Annotated in this window: 19 protein-coding genes; 12 read left to right on the top strand and 7 right to left on the bottom strand. The window is 71.4% G+C overall.

What is annotated here, in order from left to right:
- The first annotated feature begins 112 nt into the window (after window positions 1-112).
- Window positions 113-2,422: a glycosyl hydrolase gene (locus AB0J67_RS23285; RefSeq protein WP_363485530.1), complete on the top strand. Its 2,310-nt coding sequence runs from the start codon at window positions 113-115 to the stop codon at window positions 2,420-2,422.
- Window positions 2,423-2,566: 144 nt separating this feature from the next.
- Here AB0J67_RS23285 and AB0J67_RS23280 read toward each other — a convergent pair whose 3' ends face one another.
- Complete coding sequence (locus tag AB0J67_RS23280) at window positions 2,567-2,908, bottom strand: hypothetical protein (RefSeq protein ID WP_363485529.1); 342 nt, start codon at window positions 2,906-2,908, stop codon at window positions 2,567-2,569.
- 70 nt (window positions 2,909-2,978) lie between these two features.
- Here AB0J67_RS23280 and AB0J67_RS23275 point away from each other — a divergent pair, with 70 nt between their 5' ends.
- A complete protein-coding gene (locus AB0J67_RS23275; protein WP_363485528.1) occupies window positions 2,979-4,001 on the top strand; it encodes a GNAT family N-acetyltransferase in 1,023 nt (340 codons plus the stop codon).
- Between the two features lie 7 nt (window positions 4,002-4,008).
- Here AB0J67_RS23275 and AB0J67_RS23270 read toward each other — a convergent pair whose 3' ends face one another.
- Window positions 4,009-5,796, bottom strand: coding sequence for an SIR2 family protein (locus tag AB0J67_RS23270; RefSeq protein WP_363485527.1), 1,788 nt, complete (start codon window positions 5,794-5,796; stop codon window positions 4,009-4,011).
- Between the two features lie 367 nt (window positions 5,797-6,163).
- On the opposite strand from AB0J67_RS23270, the gene AB0J67_RS23265 reads away from it, so the two are divergent.
- Window positions 6,164-7,378: a GNAT family N-acetyltransferase gene (locus AB0J67_RS23265; protein WP_363485526.1), complete on the top strand. Its 1,215-nt coding sequence runs from the start codon at window positions 6,164-6,166 to the stop codon at window positions 7,376-7,378.
- A 128-nt stretch (window positions 7,379-7,506) separates the two neighbouring features.
- Window positions 7,507-8,238 carry a methyltransferase domain-containing protein gene (locus tag AB0J67_RS23260; protein WP_363485525.1) on the top strand — a complete coding sequence of 244 codons (732 nt, stop codon included), beginning with the start codon at window positions 7,507-7,509 and terminating at the stop codon, window positions 8,236-8,238.
- Window positions 8,239-8,334: 96 nt separating this feature from the next.
- Here AB0J67_RS23260 and AB0J67_RS23255 read toward each other — a convergent pair whose 3' ends face one another.
- A complete protein-coding gene (locus AB0J67_RS23255) occupies window positions 8,335-9,069 on the bottom strand; it encodes an HAD family hydrolase (protein ID WP_363485524.1) in 735 nt (244 codons plus the stop codon).
- 23 nt (window positions 9,070-9,092) lie between these two features.
- Window positions 9,093-9,218 carry a hypothetical protein gene (locus AB0J67_RS23250; protein ID WP_363485523.1) on the bottom strand — a complete coding sequence of 42 codons (126 nt, stop codon included), beginning with the start codon at window positions 9,216-9,218 and terminating at the stop codon, window positions 9,093-9,095.
- Window positions 9,219-9,334: 116 nt separating this feature from the next.
- On the opposite strand from AB0J67_RS23250, the gene AB0J67_RS23245 reads away from it, so the two are divergent.
- The 3 genes from AB0J67_RS23245 to AB0J67_RS23235 are packed head-to-tail and all read left to right on the top strand — an operon-like array spanning window position 9,335 to window position 10,780.
- A complete protein-coding gene (locus AB0J67_RS23245) occupies window positions 9,335-9,688 on the top strand; it encodes a hypothetical protein (protein WP_363485522.1) in 354 nt (117 codons plus the stop codon).
- The gene (locus AB0J67_RS23240; RefSeq protein ID WP_363485521.1) at window positions 9,685-10,122 is read left to right on the top strand and encodes a MerR family transcriptional regulator; all 438 of its coding nucleotides are present in this window, start codon (window positions 9,685-9,687) and stop codon (window positions 10,120-10,122) included. The genes AB0J67_RS23245 and AB0J67_RS23240 overlap by 4 nt, the downstream gene beginning before the upstream one ends.
- 55 nt (window positions 10,123-10,177) lie before the next feature.
- Window positions 10,178-10,780, top strand: coding sequence for an ATP-binding protein (locus AB0J67_RS23235; RefSeq protein WP_363485520.1), 603 nt, complete (start codon window positions 10,178-10,180; stop codon window positions 10,778-10,780).
- A gap of 36 nt (window positions 10,781-10,816) precedes the next feature.
- Here AB0J67_RS23235 and AB0J67_RS23230 read toward each other — a convergent pair whose 3' ends face one another.
- Window positions 10,817-11,233 carry a hypothetical protein gene (locus tag AB0J67_RS23230; RefSeq protein ID WP_363485519.1) on the bottom strand — a complete coding sequence of 139 codons (417 nt, stop codon included), beginning with the start codon at window positions 11,231-11,233 and terminating at the stop codon, window positions 10,817-10,819.
- 117 nt (window positions 11,234-11,350) lie between these two features.
- Between AB0J67_RS23230 and AB0J67_RS23225 the strand changes: the two genes are divergently transcribed.
- From AB0J67_RS23225 to AB0J67_RS23215, 3 genes are read left to right on the top strand one after another with little or no spacing between them, the layout of a single operon-like run.
- A complete protein-coding gene (locus tag AB0J67_RS23225) occupies window positions 11,351-11,617 on the top strand; it encodes an NAD(P)-binding domain-containing protein (protein WP_363485517.1) in 267 nt (88 codons plus the stop codon).
- Complete coding sequence (locus tag AB0J67_RS23220) at window positions 11,524-11,943, top strand: hypothetical protein (RefSeq protein WP_363485516.1); 420 nt, start codon at window positions 11,524-11,526, stop codon at window positions 11,941-11,943. The genes AB0J67_RS23225 and AB0J67_RS23220 overlap by 94 nt, the downstream gene beginning before the upstream one ends.
- Before the next feature lie 50 nt (window positions 11,944-11,993).
- On the top strand, window positions 11,994-12,503 hold the full coding sequence (locus tag AB0J67_RS23215; protein WP_363485515.1) for a DinB family protein: 510 nt from the start codon (window positions 11,994-11,996) through the stop codon (window positions 12,501-12,503).
- Window positions 12,504-12,546: 43 nt separating this feature from the next.
- On the opposite strand, the gene AB0J67_RS23210 is transcribed toward AB0J67_RS23215, so the two are convergent.
- Window positions 12,547-13,503, bottom strand: coding sequence for a WYL domain-containing protein (locus AB0J67_RS23210; protein WP_363485514.1), 957 nt, complete (start codon window positions 13,501-13,503; stop codon window positions 12,547-12,549).
- 63 nt (window positions 13,504-13,566) lie between these two features.
- On the opposite strand from AB0J67_RS23210, the gene AB0J67_RS23205 reads away from it, so the two are divergent.
- Together AB0J67_RS23205 and AB0J67_RS23200 are read left to right on the top strand one after the other, a co-directional pair.
- Window positions 13,567-14,037 (top strand): hypothetical protein, encoded by a 471-nt coding sequence (locus AB0J67_RS23205; protein ID WP_363485513.1) that lies wholly within the window; start codon window positions 13,567-13,569, stop codon window positions 14,035-14,037.
- A 178-nt stretch (window positions 14,038-14,215) separates the two neighbouring features.
- Window positions 14,216-14,887 (top strand): hypothetical protein, encoded by a 672-nt coding sequence (locus AB0J67_RS23200; RefSeq protein WP_363485512.1) that lies wholly within the window; start codon window positions 14,216-14,218, stop codon window positions 14,885-14,887.
- A gap of 42 nt (window positions 14,888-14,929) precedes the next feature.
- On the opposite strand, the gene AB0J67_RS23195 is transcribed toward AB0J67_RS23200, so the two are convergent.
- On the bottom strand, window positions 14,930-15,526 hold the full coding sequence (locus tag AB0J67_RS23195) for a TetR family transcriptional regulator (RefSeq protein ID WP_363485511.1): 597 nt from the start codon (window positions 15,524-15,526) through the stop codon (window positions 14,930-14,932).
- Window positions 15,527-15,607 lie beyond the last annotated feature (81 nt).

Raw genomic sequence — 15,607 nt, 5'->3', positions numbered from 1 at the left:
GGCGGCCACGGCGCGAAAACGGATCACCGGCGGGATGTGCCAGACCAACCGCATCTCTAGACCTTTCTATGCATCGATGCGTAGCATTGCATGTCTAGCCGGGGTGGAGAATATGAAGTCTTCGTGGAGTTTCGGTCTCACTGTCCTGCTGGGCCTGTCGCTGGTCGCGGCCGCCGACGCACACGGCCTTCCCGCCGACGTCGTGATCGGACCCGACGTCGCCGCGCTGGAAGCGCTGGAGGGCGCCGCCGGCCCGGCCGGGGCCGACGAGTGGTTCATGGCCCAGCGCCTGGGCGCCGATCACACCGCCGATCTCGTCACGCTGGCAGGCCGCGCCCGCTCCCAGGCCGACCGGATCCGCCGCGGCGCCTCGGGTGCGTCCACCTTCGCCGCGCTGCCCGCCTGGCAGTCGATGGGCCCGACCAACCTCGGCGGCCGGGTCACCGACCTCGTCGTCGACCCGTCCGTCGCCAACACCGTCTACGCCGCCACCGCCTCCGGCGGCGTCTGGAAGAGCACGGACTCCGGCAGCACCTTCAACTACGCGTGGGACCCCGCCATCACCCAGGCCGTCGGCGCCATCGCGATCACCAGCACCGGCGTCCTGTACGCCGGGACCGGCGAGGCCAACCCCGGCGGCGGCAGCGCCTCCTTCCCCGGCACCGGCGTCTACCGCTCGACCGACCGCGGCCTGACCTGGCAGTCGGTCGGCCTGACCGGCACCAACCGGATCGGCCGCATCGTCATCGACCCCACCAATCAGAGCCGGATCCTGGTCGCGGCCACCGGCAACCTGTACGTCCCCGGCGGCGCCCGCGGCCTCTACCGCACCACCGACGGCGGCGCCACCTGGACGCAGATCCTCGCCGGGGCCAACACCACCACCGGCGCCTCGGACGTGGCCCTGGACCCGGTCGACCCCAACCGCATCTACGTCACGATGTGGGACCACCAGCGGATGCCCGGCAGCCGCCGCTACGGCGGCGTCGGCTCGGGCCTGTTCCGGTCCACCGACGGCGGCACCAGCTTCACCCGGCTCGCCAGCACGCTGCCCGCCTCGGGCACCAACGTCGGCCGGATGGGCGTCGCGGTCGCCAAGAGCGACCCCAACCGGGTCTACACCATCGCGGCCAACACCACCGGCAACTTCCTGGGCTTCTGGACCTCCACCAACCGCGGCGACACCTGGACGAAGATCACCAACACGACCGCGCTGAGCTCGTCGCAGTCCACGTTCGGCTGGTGGTTCTCCCGCATCTTCGTCGACCCGGTGGCGCCCCAGCACATCTGGGTGCCCGGCGTCCCGATGCTCGAATCCACCAACGCGGGCGGCAGCTGGACCAGCAACTCCAGCTCCTTCCACGTCGACCAGCACGCGGTGGCGTTCGACCCCCGCGTCGCCAACCGCGTCTTCATCGGCAACGACGGCGGCATCTACCGCTCCACCGCCAACGGCTCGCTCAGCGGCGCCTGGACCAAGACCACCCGGCTGGGCAACATGCAGTTCTACACCGTCGCGGTGTCCCAGCAGGACGTCACCCGCGTCAGCGGCGGCCTGCAGGACAACGGCTCGGTCCGGTCCTGGTCGGCGTGGGGCTCCTACTACGGCGGCGACGGCCTGCAGAACCTCATCGACCCGACCAACCACCAGAAGGTGTACGCCTGCTCGCAGAACGGCTCCTGCGGCCGCTCCACCAACGGCGGCAACTCGATGAGCAGCTTCGGCTCGACCACCTCGGACCGGCGCGCCTGGCTGACGCCGGTCGTGTTCGACCCGTCGAACCCTGCCGTCATGTACTACGGCGGCAACCGGCTCAACCGCTCCACCAACTCGGCGCAGAGCTGGACCGCGATCAGCGGCGACCTGAGCCGGGGCAGCAGCGGCAGCGCCAGCTACAACACCATCTCGACCATCGCCGTCGCGAAGACCAGCCCCGCGACCATCTACGTGGGCACCGACGACGGCCGCATCTGGGTCACCCGCAACACCGGCAGCACCTGGACCGAGATCGGCACCGCGCTGCCGCAGCGCTGGGTCACCCGGCTCACGGTCGACCCGACGGACGCCAACCTCGTGTACGCCACGTTCTCCGGATACACCACCGGTGACCCGGCAGCGCACGTCTACCGCACCACCAACGGCGGGACGAGCTGGCAGAACATCTCCGGCAACCTGCCCAACGCGCCCGTCAACGACCTGGTGCTCGACCCGCAGAACCGCGCCGCGCTCTACGTCGGCACCGACGTCGGCGTCTTCACCTCCACCGACGGGGGCGTCAGCTGGACCGCCGCCGGCACCGGCCTGCCGGTGGTGTCCGTGATGGACCTGGCGACCGCGGTGTCCAGCGGCCGGACCCTGCTCACGGCCGGCACCTACGGCCTGGGCGTCTACCGGCTCGACGTCGGCGCGCCGGTCGCGTGACGATCTCCTGACACCGGTGCGGGTCAGCGCGTTCGAACGTGCTGACCCGCCACCGCTCGCACAGGCTCGACAGCGACGCGGCGGGCCGCCCGGTCGTGGACCGCTCCGGCCGTCCCGCGGACTCGGCGTTGCTCCGGTGGGTGCCTACGACAGGTCGTCGGCTCGCCGCCGCAGGTCTGCGGCGATCCCGTCCCAGTCGGGACCGTGCAGGTAGAGGCTGTCCGCGGCCTCCCGCAGCAGCGCGGGCTCGTCCGGCCGCTGCAGCAGCACCAGCCGGTAGGCGAGGTTGCGGACCCACACGGGCAGGAACCCGTCGACGAGGTTGGGACACAGCTCCCGCAGCATCGCGAGGATGCCGTCGGCGTCGGTGAAGGTCAGCTGCTCGACGAAGAAGTGCTCGTGGTGCTCCAGGCCGCATTCGACCGCCGGAGCGTATTCGTCGCCGTAGAGGCAGCGAGCGTGTTCGGTCAGGGTCGCGTGGCGCATGGCCGGACTCTACGTGCCGCCCGACCGAAACAAGATCGTGGTGCCGCGTCCGGCGGCCTAGGATCGGGCCGTGTCCCACCCCGCGTACCCCCTGCGCACCGAGCGCCTGCTGCTGCGCCCGTTCACGGCCGACGACCTGGACGACGTCTGGGCGTACCAGCGGCTGCCTGAGGTGGCCCGCTACACGCTGGCGGAACCCCGCAGCCGCGAGCAGTCGCTGTCGTCGGTGCGGGCGATGGCCGCGGAGACCGCGCTGGTCCGCGAGGGCGACTGTCTCACCCTGGCCGTGGTCTGGCCCGCGGCCGGGAGCGTCATCGGCCAGGTCGAGCTGGTGTGGCGCAGCGAGCAGAGCCGCCAGGGCGAGATCGGGTACGTCCTGCACCCCGACCACCAGGGCCGCGGCCTGGCGGCCGAAGCGGCCCGCGCCATGCTGCGGTGGGGCTTCGAGGAGTTCGGCCTGCACCGGATCTACGGCCGCTGCAACGCGCTGAACACCGCCTCCGCCGCGCTGCTGGCACGGCTAGGCATGCGCCGCGAGGCCCACCTGCTCGACAGCGCCTTCGTCAAGGACGCCTGGCGCGACGAGTACGTCTACGCCATGCTCGCGCGCGACTGGCCGCGGTCGAGCGGCGGGACCACTCATGACCCGCACTGCCCGCAGGGTGCGGATCAGCCCGATGCCACCCGCGAAGCCGCGTCGAAGGCCGAGATCGACGCGCTGACCGCCGAGTTCTACGGCGCCTTCGACAACCGGGACGGCCGGGCACCGGACGTGGACCGGATCCGCCGGCTCGTCATCGCGGGCGGCACGATCGTCAAGACGGGGCCGGAGTACACGGTCTACACCGTGGAGGAGTTCATCGCGCCCCGCCGGCGGCTGCTGACCGACGGCGGCCTGGTCGGGTTCTCCGAGTGGGAGACCGCCGCGCGGACGGAGATCGCGGGCGACATCGCCTGCCGGTTCGGGCAGTACCGCAAGTCCGGCACTCTCGACGGCAAGCCGTTCGAGGGCGGCGGGACCAAGACCATGCAGTTCGTACGCACCCCGCAGGGCTGGCGCATCGCGGCTCTCGCCTGGTGCGACCAGTCCTGACCGGGGACTACGCAGCCCGCAGCGCGTCGGCGAGCGCGGCCAGTCTGCGGCCGTAGGACTCCCCGTCGCGGCGGCCCAGCGGCGTACGCTCCCACACGTCGCGGTCGGCGTTCTCCCGGAAGTCGGCCTCCCAGTACAGCGTGCCGTCCGGACCCCACTGCGACGCGACCGCGAACCCGCCCGGCGCCGGGCCCAGACCGCCGCTGACCCCGAACAGCGACTGCGCCAGCGCGGTGCGGTACTCGGTGCGCGCGTACAGCTGCAGGAACGAGTCCTCGTCGCCGACCAGCGGCAGCAGCACCGGGCGGGTCTCCTCGCGCAGCAGCCGGCTCTGCGGGTAGCGCCAGACGGTGCCGTGCCAGCGCGGGAACGCGTTGACCGCGGCGAAGTCGAGCACCCGGCAGTCGTGCAGCGCGTCCAGCGCCGACACGGGCCGGTGGCCGTTGCCCGCCTGGATCCGCCAGGTCGGCCGGCGCAGCAGCCGCAGCAGCACGTCATCGTGGTAGGACGCCACCGCGGCCAGGCTCGCCGTCTTCAACGCCAGCAGCGCAGGGTAGTGCTGCAGATTCGTCCAGCGCGGGTCGTGGCCGTCCGCCGGCTGCTGCCGGGCGCGCATCAGCTGCTCGACCACCCGCACCCACAGCGCGGTGTGCTGGCGGTCGCGGTCGAGGAACACCCCGTGCGCGAGCAGCCGCATCAGGGTGTCGCACCGGGTCCGCACCTCGTCGTGGGCGCGCTGCACGGCCGCGGGGTCCGCGTCCGGTGCCAGCGGCGCCAGCGTACGCAGGTGCTCGCGCAGCCGCCGGATCTCGGTGTCGAACAGGTCCGCGACCTCGATGTGCTTGACCGGGTCGGGCAGCAGGCGCTTGAGCCGTGCCACCGCCATCGCCTTGGTCAGCGGCGGGTCGGCGAGGTCGTCCAGCGCCTCCAGCCGGTTGACCAGGTCGGGGAAGAACTGCTCGGCGGTCGCGCCGGTGATCACGTGGGCGCGGTGCTGCGCGACCAGGCGCTTGGCGATCTGGCCCAGCTCGCCGCGCGAGGCCCAGAACAGCGGGTAGCGCCGCGACCGGGTGCCTTCCAGCGCGGCGACCAGCCCGTGGTCCCAGTCCCCGGACCAGCCGGCGACGACCAGGCCGTACTCGTCGAGCACCCGTTCGAGCAGACCGCGCAGCGGCGCGACGTACGCGCTGAGCTCCTCGACGGTGTTGAGCTGGTCGGTGCGGGCGTAGTCGCCGTGCAGCTTGATCACCGTGCAGCGGGCGTGCGGCAGCGGCTCCATGCCCTCGATCGCGGCGGGCGTGGCGATGACCTGCGGGAAGATGCCCTGCGCCTCCAGGGCCTGCTCGATGAGCCGGTCGAAGTTCGTCGTCACGATGACCCGCACCGCGCCCCGGGCCACCAGCTGCGCGATGGCGCGGTGGGCGGCGCCGGGCACCTTGACGCCCTGGGCCCGCTCCTCCGAGGTGGGCTCGAAGAACGACGCGAGCAGCGCCCGCCGCGCCGCGGGGGTGCTGGCCAGCGACTCCAGCAGCGCCGAGTAGCCCAGCGGGGCGCCGTCGCCGTGCTTGGACCACCACTGCTCGATGTCGGCCTCGGTCGGCACCTGCTCCCCGGCGGCCGCGGCGACCTTCGCCACCAGTGCGGTCACCACGCCCCAGCCGGTCGGCACGCCTACGCCGGTGGACGTGCCCGAGCCGAGCAGCAGCGCGTACACGCCGGGTTGGGCGTGCATGGCGGTGGCCAGGCTGATGCGGGCGTCGAAGGCGGGCCGTCCGGCGGGAAGGAGGTCGTCCATGGGCAGCAACCATAGACAGGTCACCCGGCAGCGCGCAGGGGGCCGTCGCCGTGCCGACAGGGTGGTGTTCGCCTCAGTCGACGTGAACCGGCCACGACGGCCCCGGCCCGGTCATGCGATCCTGGTTGGTCCATGGCCGAGAACGAGGCCGTCCATCGCCTGCGGCATCGACCCATAGGTCGCCGGCGAGTCGACGACTCGGCAGATCTCCCCCTGCTCATCGATGCCGAGGAGCGCGTTTTCGGCGGCACCAGCTCGAACGGCACGCGTGCGCGGCCTCAATTCACTTGACCTTGGCTGTGGGTCGGCGCTGCACTGTGGCGGACACCACGGTCGTGGTGGCGGCAGCGCGGGAGGCAGCGGCACGATGGAGATCCGTCCTACTACAGAACATGACGTCGACGTCTTCGTCGACACACTCTTTGCCGCGTTCGGGCGTTTCCCGGAGGCAGCGGCCGGGGGACGCGGGGTCGTGGGGTCGGCGTTCGAAATGGACCGCAACCTGCTCGCTGTGGCGGCGGACGGGCGGCCGGTCGGGACCGCCGGTGCCTACTCCTTCGAACTCACCCTGCCCGGTGAGAGCATCGTCCCGGCCGCCGGGGTGACCGCCGTCGGCGTCCTGCCCTCGCACCGACGGCAGGGCGTGCTCAGCGCGATGATGCGCCACCAGCTCGCGGATCTGCGGGCCCGTGGGGAGTTCCTGTCCGTGTTGCTGGCCTCCGAGGCCCTGATCTACCGCAGGTTCGGCTACGGACCGGCCACCTACACGCAGCAGCTGACGGTGCCGCGCCACCGGGCCGCCTTCGCCCCTCCCCGGGCGCCGGGCACTGCCGACGCGACCGGCTCGGTCGAGGTGCTGCGGCGTGCCGAGTGCGGCGACATCCTGGAGGAGGTCTACGACCGGTACCGCCGCGCGCAGCCCGGCGCGCTGTCCCGCCCGCACCGCTGGTGGGCCGCGGGCACGGGGCAGCCTCCGGTATCCACGGCGCCGCGCTACGTCGCCGTCCACCGAGACGCCGACGGCCTTCCGGACGGGTACGCCAGCTATGCGCTCGATGACGCCAAGACCCTGACCGTCGACGAGACCATCGCCACCGACGACGCCGCCTTCACCGCCCTGGCCCGGTTCGTCCTCGGACACGACCTGGTCACCAAGGTCGTGTTCAAGCACTTCCCGCCCGGCCACCCGCTGCGCTGGCAGCTCGCGGACCTCCGCGGCGGCGAGATCGGCTCCGACACCGACTGGCTGTGGGTGCGGCTGCTGGACGTCCCGCACGCGCTGACGGCGCGCGGCTGGTTCACCGACGGCGAGCTGGTCCTCGACGTCGACGACCCGTTCCTCGGCGAGCACGGCCGCTACCTGCTGACCGTCCGGGACGGCGCTGCCGACTGCGTGCCGACGGACCGGGAGCCCGACCTGTCCCTCGACGTGAGCGACCTGGGCTCGGTCTATCTCGGCGGCACCGCCCCGAGCACGCTCGTGCGCGCCGGGCACATCCGGGCCCATCGCCCGGGCGTGGCCGCCTTCGCCGACGCGCTCTTCCGCGCCGAGCGACCCCCGCACTGCCTGCACTGGTTCTGACCACGCGACCGCTCGGACACGGCTTGATACGCCCTTGGGCGGCCGTTCATGCAGCGCGAATCCTGTTCGGTTGTGAAGTGCCGCATCCATCCTTGTGACAACTTCAGGGAGGAGGTTGGATCAACGAGATGGCACGGATCGCGTACGACGGCCGAGACGCGGCGGCGTTCGAGGCCGCCCGGCACATCGCCGACGAGGGGCTGGCCGCCTGGCGTGAGGCGGTGACCAGGCACCTCGACCTCGGGCGCCACACCCGCCTGCTTGACCTCGGCGCGGGCACCGGCATGTGGGCGAAGGCCTTCACCACCTGGTACGACACTGTCGAAGTCATCGCCGTGGAGCCCTCCGCGGCGATGCGCTCCCGCTGCGTCCATCCGCAGATGTTGGCAGGAGACGCCGCCAACATCCCCTTGGCCGACGACCATGTCGACGCGGCGTGGCTGTCCACCGTCATCCACCACGTGCCGGATCTGGCGGCCGCCGCGCGCGAACTGCGCCGCGTGGTGCGCCCCGGCGGCCCGGTCCTGATCCGGTCGGCCTTCGCCGGCCGGCACCAGGCGATCACGCTGTTCCGGTTCTTCCCCGAGGCCGTCCGCGTCCTGGACACCTACCCCAGCCTCGACGACGTCGGAGCCGCCTTCACCACGGCCGGGTTCACCGTGGCCGCGGTCGAGCAGATTCCTCAGATCACCGCCCCGTCGCTACGGGAAGTCGCGGCCGACCTGCGTAGGGAAGCGCACACGCCGCTACAGCTGATCGAGGATGAGGAGTATGCGGCCGGCCTGGCCCGACTTCACCGCGCCGCCGAGGTCGAGCACGGCCCGGTGATCGACGCTCTCGATCTGCTGGTCCTTCGATAGGTGCGGTCACGGCCGACGTCGCCGTGCTCGCGGCGGAACTGTTGTTCGGCATCCTGTGGTTTCTCCTTGCCGGCCTCAGAGAGGCTCTGGAGATCATCAAGAAGGTGGCACGTGGTGACCTGTCGGCGCTGCGCGAGCAATGGTCAAATCTGGTGTCGGCAGTGCCTGATGGAGGGTCGGCTGCCATGCGGTGATGAGGTTCGGCAGCCGGCGCATGTCGTGGAAGACGACGGTGTTGTGGCCTTCGAGGCGTTCGGCCGGGGTGAGTCCGCCGGCGTAACCGAAAACTCGCATGCCGGCGGCGCGGGCGGCGTGGACGCCGGGTTGGCTGTCCTCGACGACAACGCAGGCTTCGGGATCGACGCCCATCTGCTGGGCGGCGTGCAGGAACAGGTCGGGTGCGGGCTTGCCGCGGGAGACTTCGGTGGCACTGTAGATGCGGCCTGCGAAGCGTTCGTAGAGCCCGCTGCGGCCCAGGGTGTGCCGCATCTTGTCGTGGGAGCCGCTGGAGGCGACGCATGTCGGCACAGCGAGCGCGTCGAGTGCTTCCGGCAAGCCGTCGACCGGGGCAAGCTCGGCGTCGACGGCCTCCCGGTGGAGCTGCTCGAACCTCTCCGACCAGATCGCGGCCGTGTCCGGGCCGAGCTGGGCGGCGATCTGGTCGTGGATGGCGGCGTGGGAGCGCCCCATGAATGGGTCCACGAACTCGTCCTCTGTCAGCGGCCATCCAAGCTCGGCTCCGAGGGCGACCTGGACACGGCAGGCGATACGCTCGATGTCGACCAGTACGCCGTCGCAGTCGAATATGACGAGTCCAACGGGCTTGATCATTCACGCAGCATAGGCCCTGCTGCTCACACTGCGGCGGCCTCCTCGCGCTCGACCGGGACGCCGTTCTTGACCTGGGCGCCGGAGCGGACCAGGGCGACGAGGGAGGCTCCGGTGACGGCCCGCCAGCGGGCCTGGGCGGACTCGACCACCGCGATCGGGTGACCGTGACACCCCGATTGCCCGGGCGAATCGCACGCAGATCGCACGCGAGATCGGTTGATCCGGGGTTGCATCCGATACCCAGGTACCGGCTTACCTTGGTGTCATGACTGATCAGCACACATCAGGCCTGGCCTGGGTGCCTGCAGCATGCACACTGCCGACCGCCGAACAGCCAATGCGCCTGGCCGAGTTCGACGCCCTGTTCACCAAGGCTGTCCGCGACAGCTCACGGCTCAGCGCCACACATCTGCGTCTCCAGCTCATGGGTGGCCCGGACCTCGAACACGTCGTCCGTGATCTCACCGCCCGGGAGACCCGGTGCTGCTCCTTCTTCACCTTCGGCATGGTTGCCGGTGAGGCCGGCCACGTCGTGCTCGACGTCGAGGTGCCGCCCGCACATGTCGATGTGCTCGACGCCCTGGTCGAGCGCGCCGAAGCCAGAAGGAGCCGGCCGTGAACGCCGGACTGCGCAGCGGGGAGCTGGCAGACGCCGCCGGGGTGAACCTGCAGACGCTGCGCTACTACGAACGGCGCGGCCTGCTGGCCGAACCTCAGCGAAGCCCTGGCGGGCACCGTCTCTACCCCGCTGAGGCGCTGACGCTCCTACGTGTCATCAAGACAGCGCAGCGGCTGGGGTTCACCCTCGACGAGGTCGCCGAACTGGTCGACCTGGGCACCCATCGCCGCGGCCGTCGCACTGACTCCAGCCTGCAACGTCGCGCCGCCGCCAAGCTCTCCGAGATCGAAACGAAGATCGCCGACTTGCAGGTCATCGCCACCAGCCTGCGGGCCGCCATCGACGCCGGATGCGACGACCTGACCGCCTGTGCCACCAGCGACCGCTGCCCCATCCCGCTGGCCGACCTCGGCCGAGGAGGACACACCCGATGAAGACCACCCTGCGCCGCTTCCTGCCCGGCAGCCTCGCAGGCATCGCCTGCGCCCTGTGCTGCGTCATCCCGATCCGTTCGGCAACGGCGAGGCGATTCGGCTCCGTCGGAAGCGGGTCATGATGCGGCGACCGACACTGTTCCTGACGGTGGGACTCCCCTGCACGGGGAAGACCAGTGCCGCTCGGCGCATCGAGATCGAGCAGGAAGCACTTCGTCTCACGAAGGACGAGTGGGTGAAGGCTCTCTACGGGCACGATAATCCGCCGTCGGCGGGGGACGTGATCGAAGGACGGCTCATCCAGATCGGGCTGCGTGCTCTGGAGCTGGGCAACAACGTCGTGATCGACTTCGGCCTCTGGAGCCGAGACGAGCGCTCCGCGCTACGCCGTGCGGCAGCAGATCTGGGCGCGACGGTGGAGATGCGCTACTTCGAAGTCACCCCAGACGAACAGCGGCGACGACTTGATCAGCGCCAAGCCGAAGCGCCACACACGACGTGGCCCATGTCCGACGAAGAACTCGCCGCGTGGGCTGCCGACTTCGAGATGCCGACGCGAGGCGAACTCGACGGCAGCGAACTCATCGGAGACCCACCGGCTGGATTCGCGACCTGGGAGGAGTGGCGCGGACACCGCTGGCCGCCATCGGTCTCCTGACGCCTGGTGTCGGCGGCCCCGTATCTGCTCGACGGCTCACCGGCGCCGGAAACCGGCCGGGTCCGCGAGGTAGCGGTCCAGCTCCGGATCTGCATGCAGCTCTGCGAACTGATCGATGATCTGCCATCGCGGGCCGAGTTCCGCGCGCAGCCGGCCGAGAGCGTCACGGACGTCCCGGTTGAAGGCAGCGCACTCGTCCTCGCGCCACGGACCCGGGTCGGCTGGAGAGTCCCAGTTCAACGACGTGTCGTACCGGGTCGCCAACGCGTCCAACTCGCGTCGGAGCGCCTCGCCGATGGGAAGCCGTGCCAGGTCCACAGGGTTGCCCCAGGTCTCCCACGCGGCAGGCTCCGTCATCCACAGCACGCCGCCCGACCCGGCGTCGAAGAAGAACCGAGGACCCTGCGTGGCTTCCTGAGCCGGCCGCCCGGCCACGATCTCCTCGATCCACATGGCGCTGGACGTTAGCAGCCCAGGTGCGAACCAACCGCTCGGTCCGGGGCAGGTTCGAGCAGGTGCCGCACCGGCGGGTTGCTTGCCCTGCCGGGGGTGGCTCTACAGGCTGGAGGTATGAATGCGCACGTCACAGGCGTCTGCGTGGTCGGCCTGGGCCCGATGGGTGTCGCCCTGGCCCGCGCCCTGATCCGCGGGGCCGTCCCCACCACCGTGTGGAACCGCACCCCGGCGCGCGCCGCCCCGCTCGCCGGCGAGGGCGCCACGGTCGCGGCCGCGACCGCCTGCGGGTGCTCGCGGGCGTCGCCGACCACCTCGGCGACGATCCCGGACGTGCGGCGCTGTACGACGTGGCGATGCTGGAGGTCTTCTTCGCGGCGATGACGTCGTTCCTGCACGCCGCGGCCATGGTCACCGCGAACGGGGTCACCGCGACGGCGTTCCTGCCGTACGCCAGGCAGATGGCCGCGCTCGGCGGCACGGTGTTCGAAGGGCTCGCCGCCGACGTCGACGCCCGCGAGCACGACGGCACCGAGGACAACCTGGAGATGGAGCTCGCGGCTCTCGAACACATCGTGACCGCGGGCGACGAGGCCAGGCTGGACGGAGGTCTCGCGCGGCACATGCGCGACCTGGCGGCACGCGCCGTGCGCGCGGGCCACGGCGCCGACTCGTACTCACGCGTGGTCGACATGCTCCGGGCGGGTTGAGGGCCACTGGCGGGACGAGCGGGCACGGCTCGGTGGCCTACACTCGCGACGTGATCGACTACCCCGACATCGCCGCGGGTGAGCGTGCCACTCTGGAGCAGTTCCTCGACTTTCATCGCAGCTGCGTCCTGGACGCACTGGACGGCCTGAGCGGTGACGACGCTGCGGCGAGGCTGCTTCCGGCGACGAGCCTGACGATCGGCGGCATCGTCAGGCATCTGGCCCGTGTGGAGGACGGTTGGTTCCAGGAGACGCTGCTCGGCGTGCCCCTGCCGGAGCCCTGGGCCTCGGCGCCCGGCGCCGGGGAGCCGGACGGGGAGTTCCGCTTCAGCCCCGCTGACTCCGTTTCCGACCTGCGCACGCTCTACCTCGCGGCCTGCGACAGGAGCCGGCGGGCCGCCGCCACCTGTGCGAGCCTGGATGACCGGGCCGCGCGACCGTCGTTCGGGGTGGGGCCGGTGAGTCTGCGGTGGCTGCTCGTGCACATGATCGAGGAGACGGCGCAGCACCGCGGGCATCTCGACCTGCTGCGAGACGTGCTCCGCGCTCGTCAGCCCTAGACGGCGGACTCCTCGAAGGCGGGCCGGGCCTGGTATGCACCGCTCACCTGAGCTGGTACAGATCGGACAGCGCCGCGACGGTGGCCGCCACACGTAGCCGCAGGGATTCCGGTTCGAGGATCTCGACCTGCGCGCCCAGCCGCAGGAACTGCATCTGCGCGTGGTCGTCGGTCTCGATGGGCACCCGGGCGAGCACCCATCCGTCGGGCTGCACCTCGCCTGCGGCGGCCGCGTCGGCGACCGCCCGCCCCATCAGGTGCGGCAGCCGCTCGACGGCCTGCGGGGCCAGCCGCACCAGCGCGTCGCCCCGGTGCAGCCGGGACCGGAAGTCGGCGATGTGCGCGTTCCAGTGCGCCACCAGGTCGAATCCGTCCGGCCAGGTGAACGTCTCCGGTAGCACGGTCAGCTCACGGATCTGGCTGACCCGGAACGTGCGCACGCCCCGGTCGCCCCGGGCGACCAGATACCACTTACCGGCCTTGAGGACCAGCCCGTACGGCTCCAGCCGGTGCTCGGCGAGCGCGGTCCAGCCGTCGTAGCGCACCGCGAGCACCTGCTGGTGCCAGACCGCGTCGGCGACGGTCGCGAGGTGGTCGGAGCCGTCGCCGTCCTCGTACCAGCCCGGCGCGTCGAGGTGGAACCGCTGCCGCATGCGGTCGGCGCGTTCGCGCAGCGCCTGCGGCAGCGCGGCGGACAGCTTCAGCTGCGCGGCGGCGACGGCCTCGGCCAGGCCCAGGTCGGCGGCGACGCCGGGCAGCCCGGCCAGCACCAGCCCGCGCGCCTCGGCGGCGGTCAGCCCTGTCAGCTGGGTCCGGTAGCCGTCGACCAGGGCGTACCCGGTCGGGTCGGCGTAGATGGGGATGCCGGCGGCACCGAGCGCCTGCACGTCGCGGTAGATGGTGCGCATCGACACCCCGGCCTCGGCGGCCAGCTGCGCGGCGGTCTGCCGCCCGCGGCTCTGCAGCAGCAGGACGAGACTGAGCAGACGGTCGGCGCGCATGCCGGAATTCTGCGCTCGGGCACTGACATGAGCTGTCAGGGGTGCGGCCATAGCGTGCCGGGCATGACGAACACCGATTTCGACTTCCTGTCCGGACACTGGGTCAGCCGGCAGCGACGCCTGGTCAAGGCCCTGGCCGGCAGCGACGAGTGGTACGAGTTCGACGCGACGCTGGACTGCCAGGTGCTGCTGGACGGCGACGGGGTCTTCGACGTGCTGCGTGCGCCGGAGCGCGGCATCGAAGGGCTGACGCTGCGGCTGTTCCACCCCGACGAGCAGGTATGGCGGATCTGGTGGGCCTCGAAGGCCGGCGGCGGCATGCTCGACGTGCCGGTGGTCGGCCGGTTCACCGACGGCACGGGCACCTTCGAGTGCGACGACGTCTGGCAGGGCACCCCGATCCGGGTCCGCTACGTCTGGTCGCGCACCCGCACCGAGCATCCCCGGTGGGAGCAGGCGTTCTCGACCGACGGCGGGCGGACGTGGGAGGTCAACTGGGTCGCCGACTTCAGCCGCGCCGACGGGGGCCGGTGAGGTGGGCCGGGTCGGGGAGGGGCACCACGGACGCGAGGTCGACACCTTCGGGCACGGGTGTGCAAGGACAACCCCACGCTATCCACTAGTCGACAGAAGTCGATATAAAGTTGCCCGGCGGCACTGGCGGCTCGTAGCTTTTCGGCTACACACAGCAACGTCCAGGAGTGAGTTCTCGATGCCCCAACTCGAAGCCCCTCAGCTCGTCGTCAACAGCCGGATGCTCTACTTCGGCTGGGTGCCCGCCGACCCCGACGCGGTCGCGGCGCTGGTGCCGCCGGGCCTGAAGCCCATGGCCAACCGCCAGGTCTTCATGAACCAGTACGTGGTCGACTCCCCGGGTCAGACCTCCGGCTTCGGCGCGTACTCGCTTACCTACATCGGTCCGGACCTGGAGGACGCGTACGCGCCCGACGGCGTCACCCCCGGCCGCTGGTGGACGCACTACTTCAACTCCAGCGCCGTGGTGCGCGAGTATGCCTCCGCCCGGGGCGTACCCGCCACCGTCGGCACCACCACGCTCGACATCCACGGCCGCACGCTGACCGCCACGACCTGCTCCGATGGCGTGCCCGTCATCCGCACCACCGTCCGTATCGGGCACCAGCTCGGCGAGGCCGGCGGCGGCCAGCTGCGCTACCTCACCGAGGTCGGCGGGAAGTTCGTGGCCGGCAACTACCCGTTCGTGTCGGAGCCGGTCGCCGACTTCGAGGTCGAGTCGCTGGAGTTCCTCGACCCCACGCACTCGGTGTACGCGCTGCGCCCGGCCGACCCGCTGGAGGTCACCTGGGGCTTCTACGCGCCGCGGGCCTCGTTCGCCTACCCCGGCGGCGAGACCGTCCTGAGCTGAGCCGGGGCCGGCTGCGGCGGTGGTGCGAACCGCCGCATCCGGTCACGGCTCGCGCACCACGCCGGAGACGACGGCGTGCACGACCCGCCGGACGTCGGACCCGTCCGGCGGGGTGCCCGTCCGGTCGGCGAACAGCAGGTGCCCGGATCCGATCAGCATCGCGCCGAGCGTGTCCACGTCGGCGCCGGCCGCGATCCGGCCGTGCCGCCTCTCCGCGGCGAGGTAGGCGGCGATCATCTCCGCGGCGTCGGTGAGCACCGGGACGCCGGCCGGCCAGGTCCGGCGCAGCCTCGCCCGCAGCTCGTCGCGGAAGGTCACCAGCGCGACGATCGCCACCGCGACCGACCCGAACAGCGCCGCGAGCGCCTGCGCCAGGTTGTCCACGACCTGGCCGGTCCCCGCCGACTCGCGCAGCGCCGCGGCCTGCGGGTCCATCCGGTGGATGCGGTCGAGCACGAACTCGGCCAGGAACGCGTCGAAGTCGTCGAAGTGCCGGTGCAGCACACCCTTGGCGCAACCTGCCTCGGTGGTGACCGCGCGGCTGGTCAGCCCGCTCGGCCCGTCCCGCAGCAGGATGCGGTCGGCGGCGTCGAACAGCTGCTCGCGTACGTCGCGGATGGCCACTCCGGTCGGCGTCAACGCTTCCTCCCACAGTCCGGGACCCGTCCCGGCTGGACGAGTGGGCATGTGCCCATCATCGCCGTGCCCTTGACCGCGTTG

Origin of the sequence: Catellatospora sp. NPDC049609 (genome assembly GCF_040675365.1) — a bacterium.
In the GTDB taxonomy this organism is placed as follows: domain Bacteria; phylum Actinomycetota; class Actinomycetes; order Mycobacteriales; family Micromonosporaceae; genus Catellatospora.
The sequence above is the reverse complement of the archived record's forward strand: the minus strand, read 5'-3'. Positions and strand labels throughout refer to the sequence as shown.

Excerpts from the sequence above, each read along its gene's own strand:
- AB0J67_RS23225 (WP_363485517.1), top strand. The coding sequence starts at position 11,351 with ATGAATGCGCACGTCACAGGCGTCTGCGTGGTCGGCCTGGGCCCGATG.
- AB0J67_RS23205 (WP_363485513.1), top strand. The coding sequence starts at position 13,567 with ATGACGAACACCGATTTCGACTTCCTGTCCGGACACTGGGTCAGCCGG.
- AB0J67_RS23230 (WP_363485519.1), bottom strand. The coding sequence starts at position 11,233 with ATGTGGATCGAGGAGATCGTGGCCGGGCGGCCGGCTCAGGAAGCCACG.
- AB0J67_RS23210 (WP_363485514.1), bottom strand. The coding sequence starts at position 13,503 with ATGCGCGCCGACCGTCTGCTCAGTCTCGTCCTGCTGCTGCAGAGCCGC.
- AB0J67_RS23270 (WP_363485527.1), bottom strand. The coding sequence starts at position 5,796 with ATGGACGACCTCCTTCCCGCCGGACGGCCCGCCTTCGACGCCCGCATC.
- AB0J67_RS23265 (WP_363485526.1), top strand. The coding sequence starts at position 6,164 with ATGGAGATCCGTCCTACTACAGAACATGACGTCGACGTCTTCGTCGAC.
- AB0J67_RS23280 (WP_363485529.1), bottom strand. The coding sequence starts at position 2,908 with ATGCGCCACGCGACCCTGACCGAACACGCTCGCTGCCTCTACGGCGAC.
- AB0J67_RS23285 (WP_363485530.1), top strand. The coding sequence starts at position 113 with ATGAAGTCTTCGTGGAGTTTCGGTCTCACTGTCCTGCTGGGCCTGTCG.
- AB0J67_RS23260 (WP_363485525.1), top strand. The coding sequence starts at position 7,507 with ATGGCACGGATCGCGTACGACGGCCGAGACGCGGCGGCGTTCGAGGCC.
- AB0J67_RS23200 (WP_363485512.1), top strand. The coding sequence starts at position 14,216 with ATGCCCCAACTCGAAGCCCCTCAGCTCGTCGTCAACAGCCGGATGCTC.
- AB0J67_RS23245 (WP_363485522.1), top strand. The coding sequence starts at position 9,335 with ATGACTGATCAGCACACATCAGGCCTGGCCTGGGTGCCTGCAGCATGC.
- AB0J67_RS23255 (WP_363485524.1), bottom strand. The coding sequence starts at position 9,069 with ATGATCAAGCCCGTTGGACTCGTCATATTCGACTGCGACGGCGTACTG.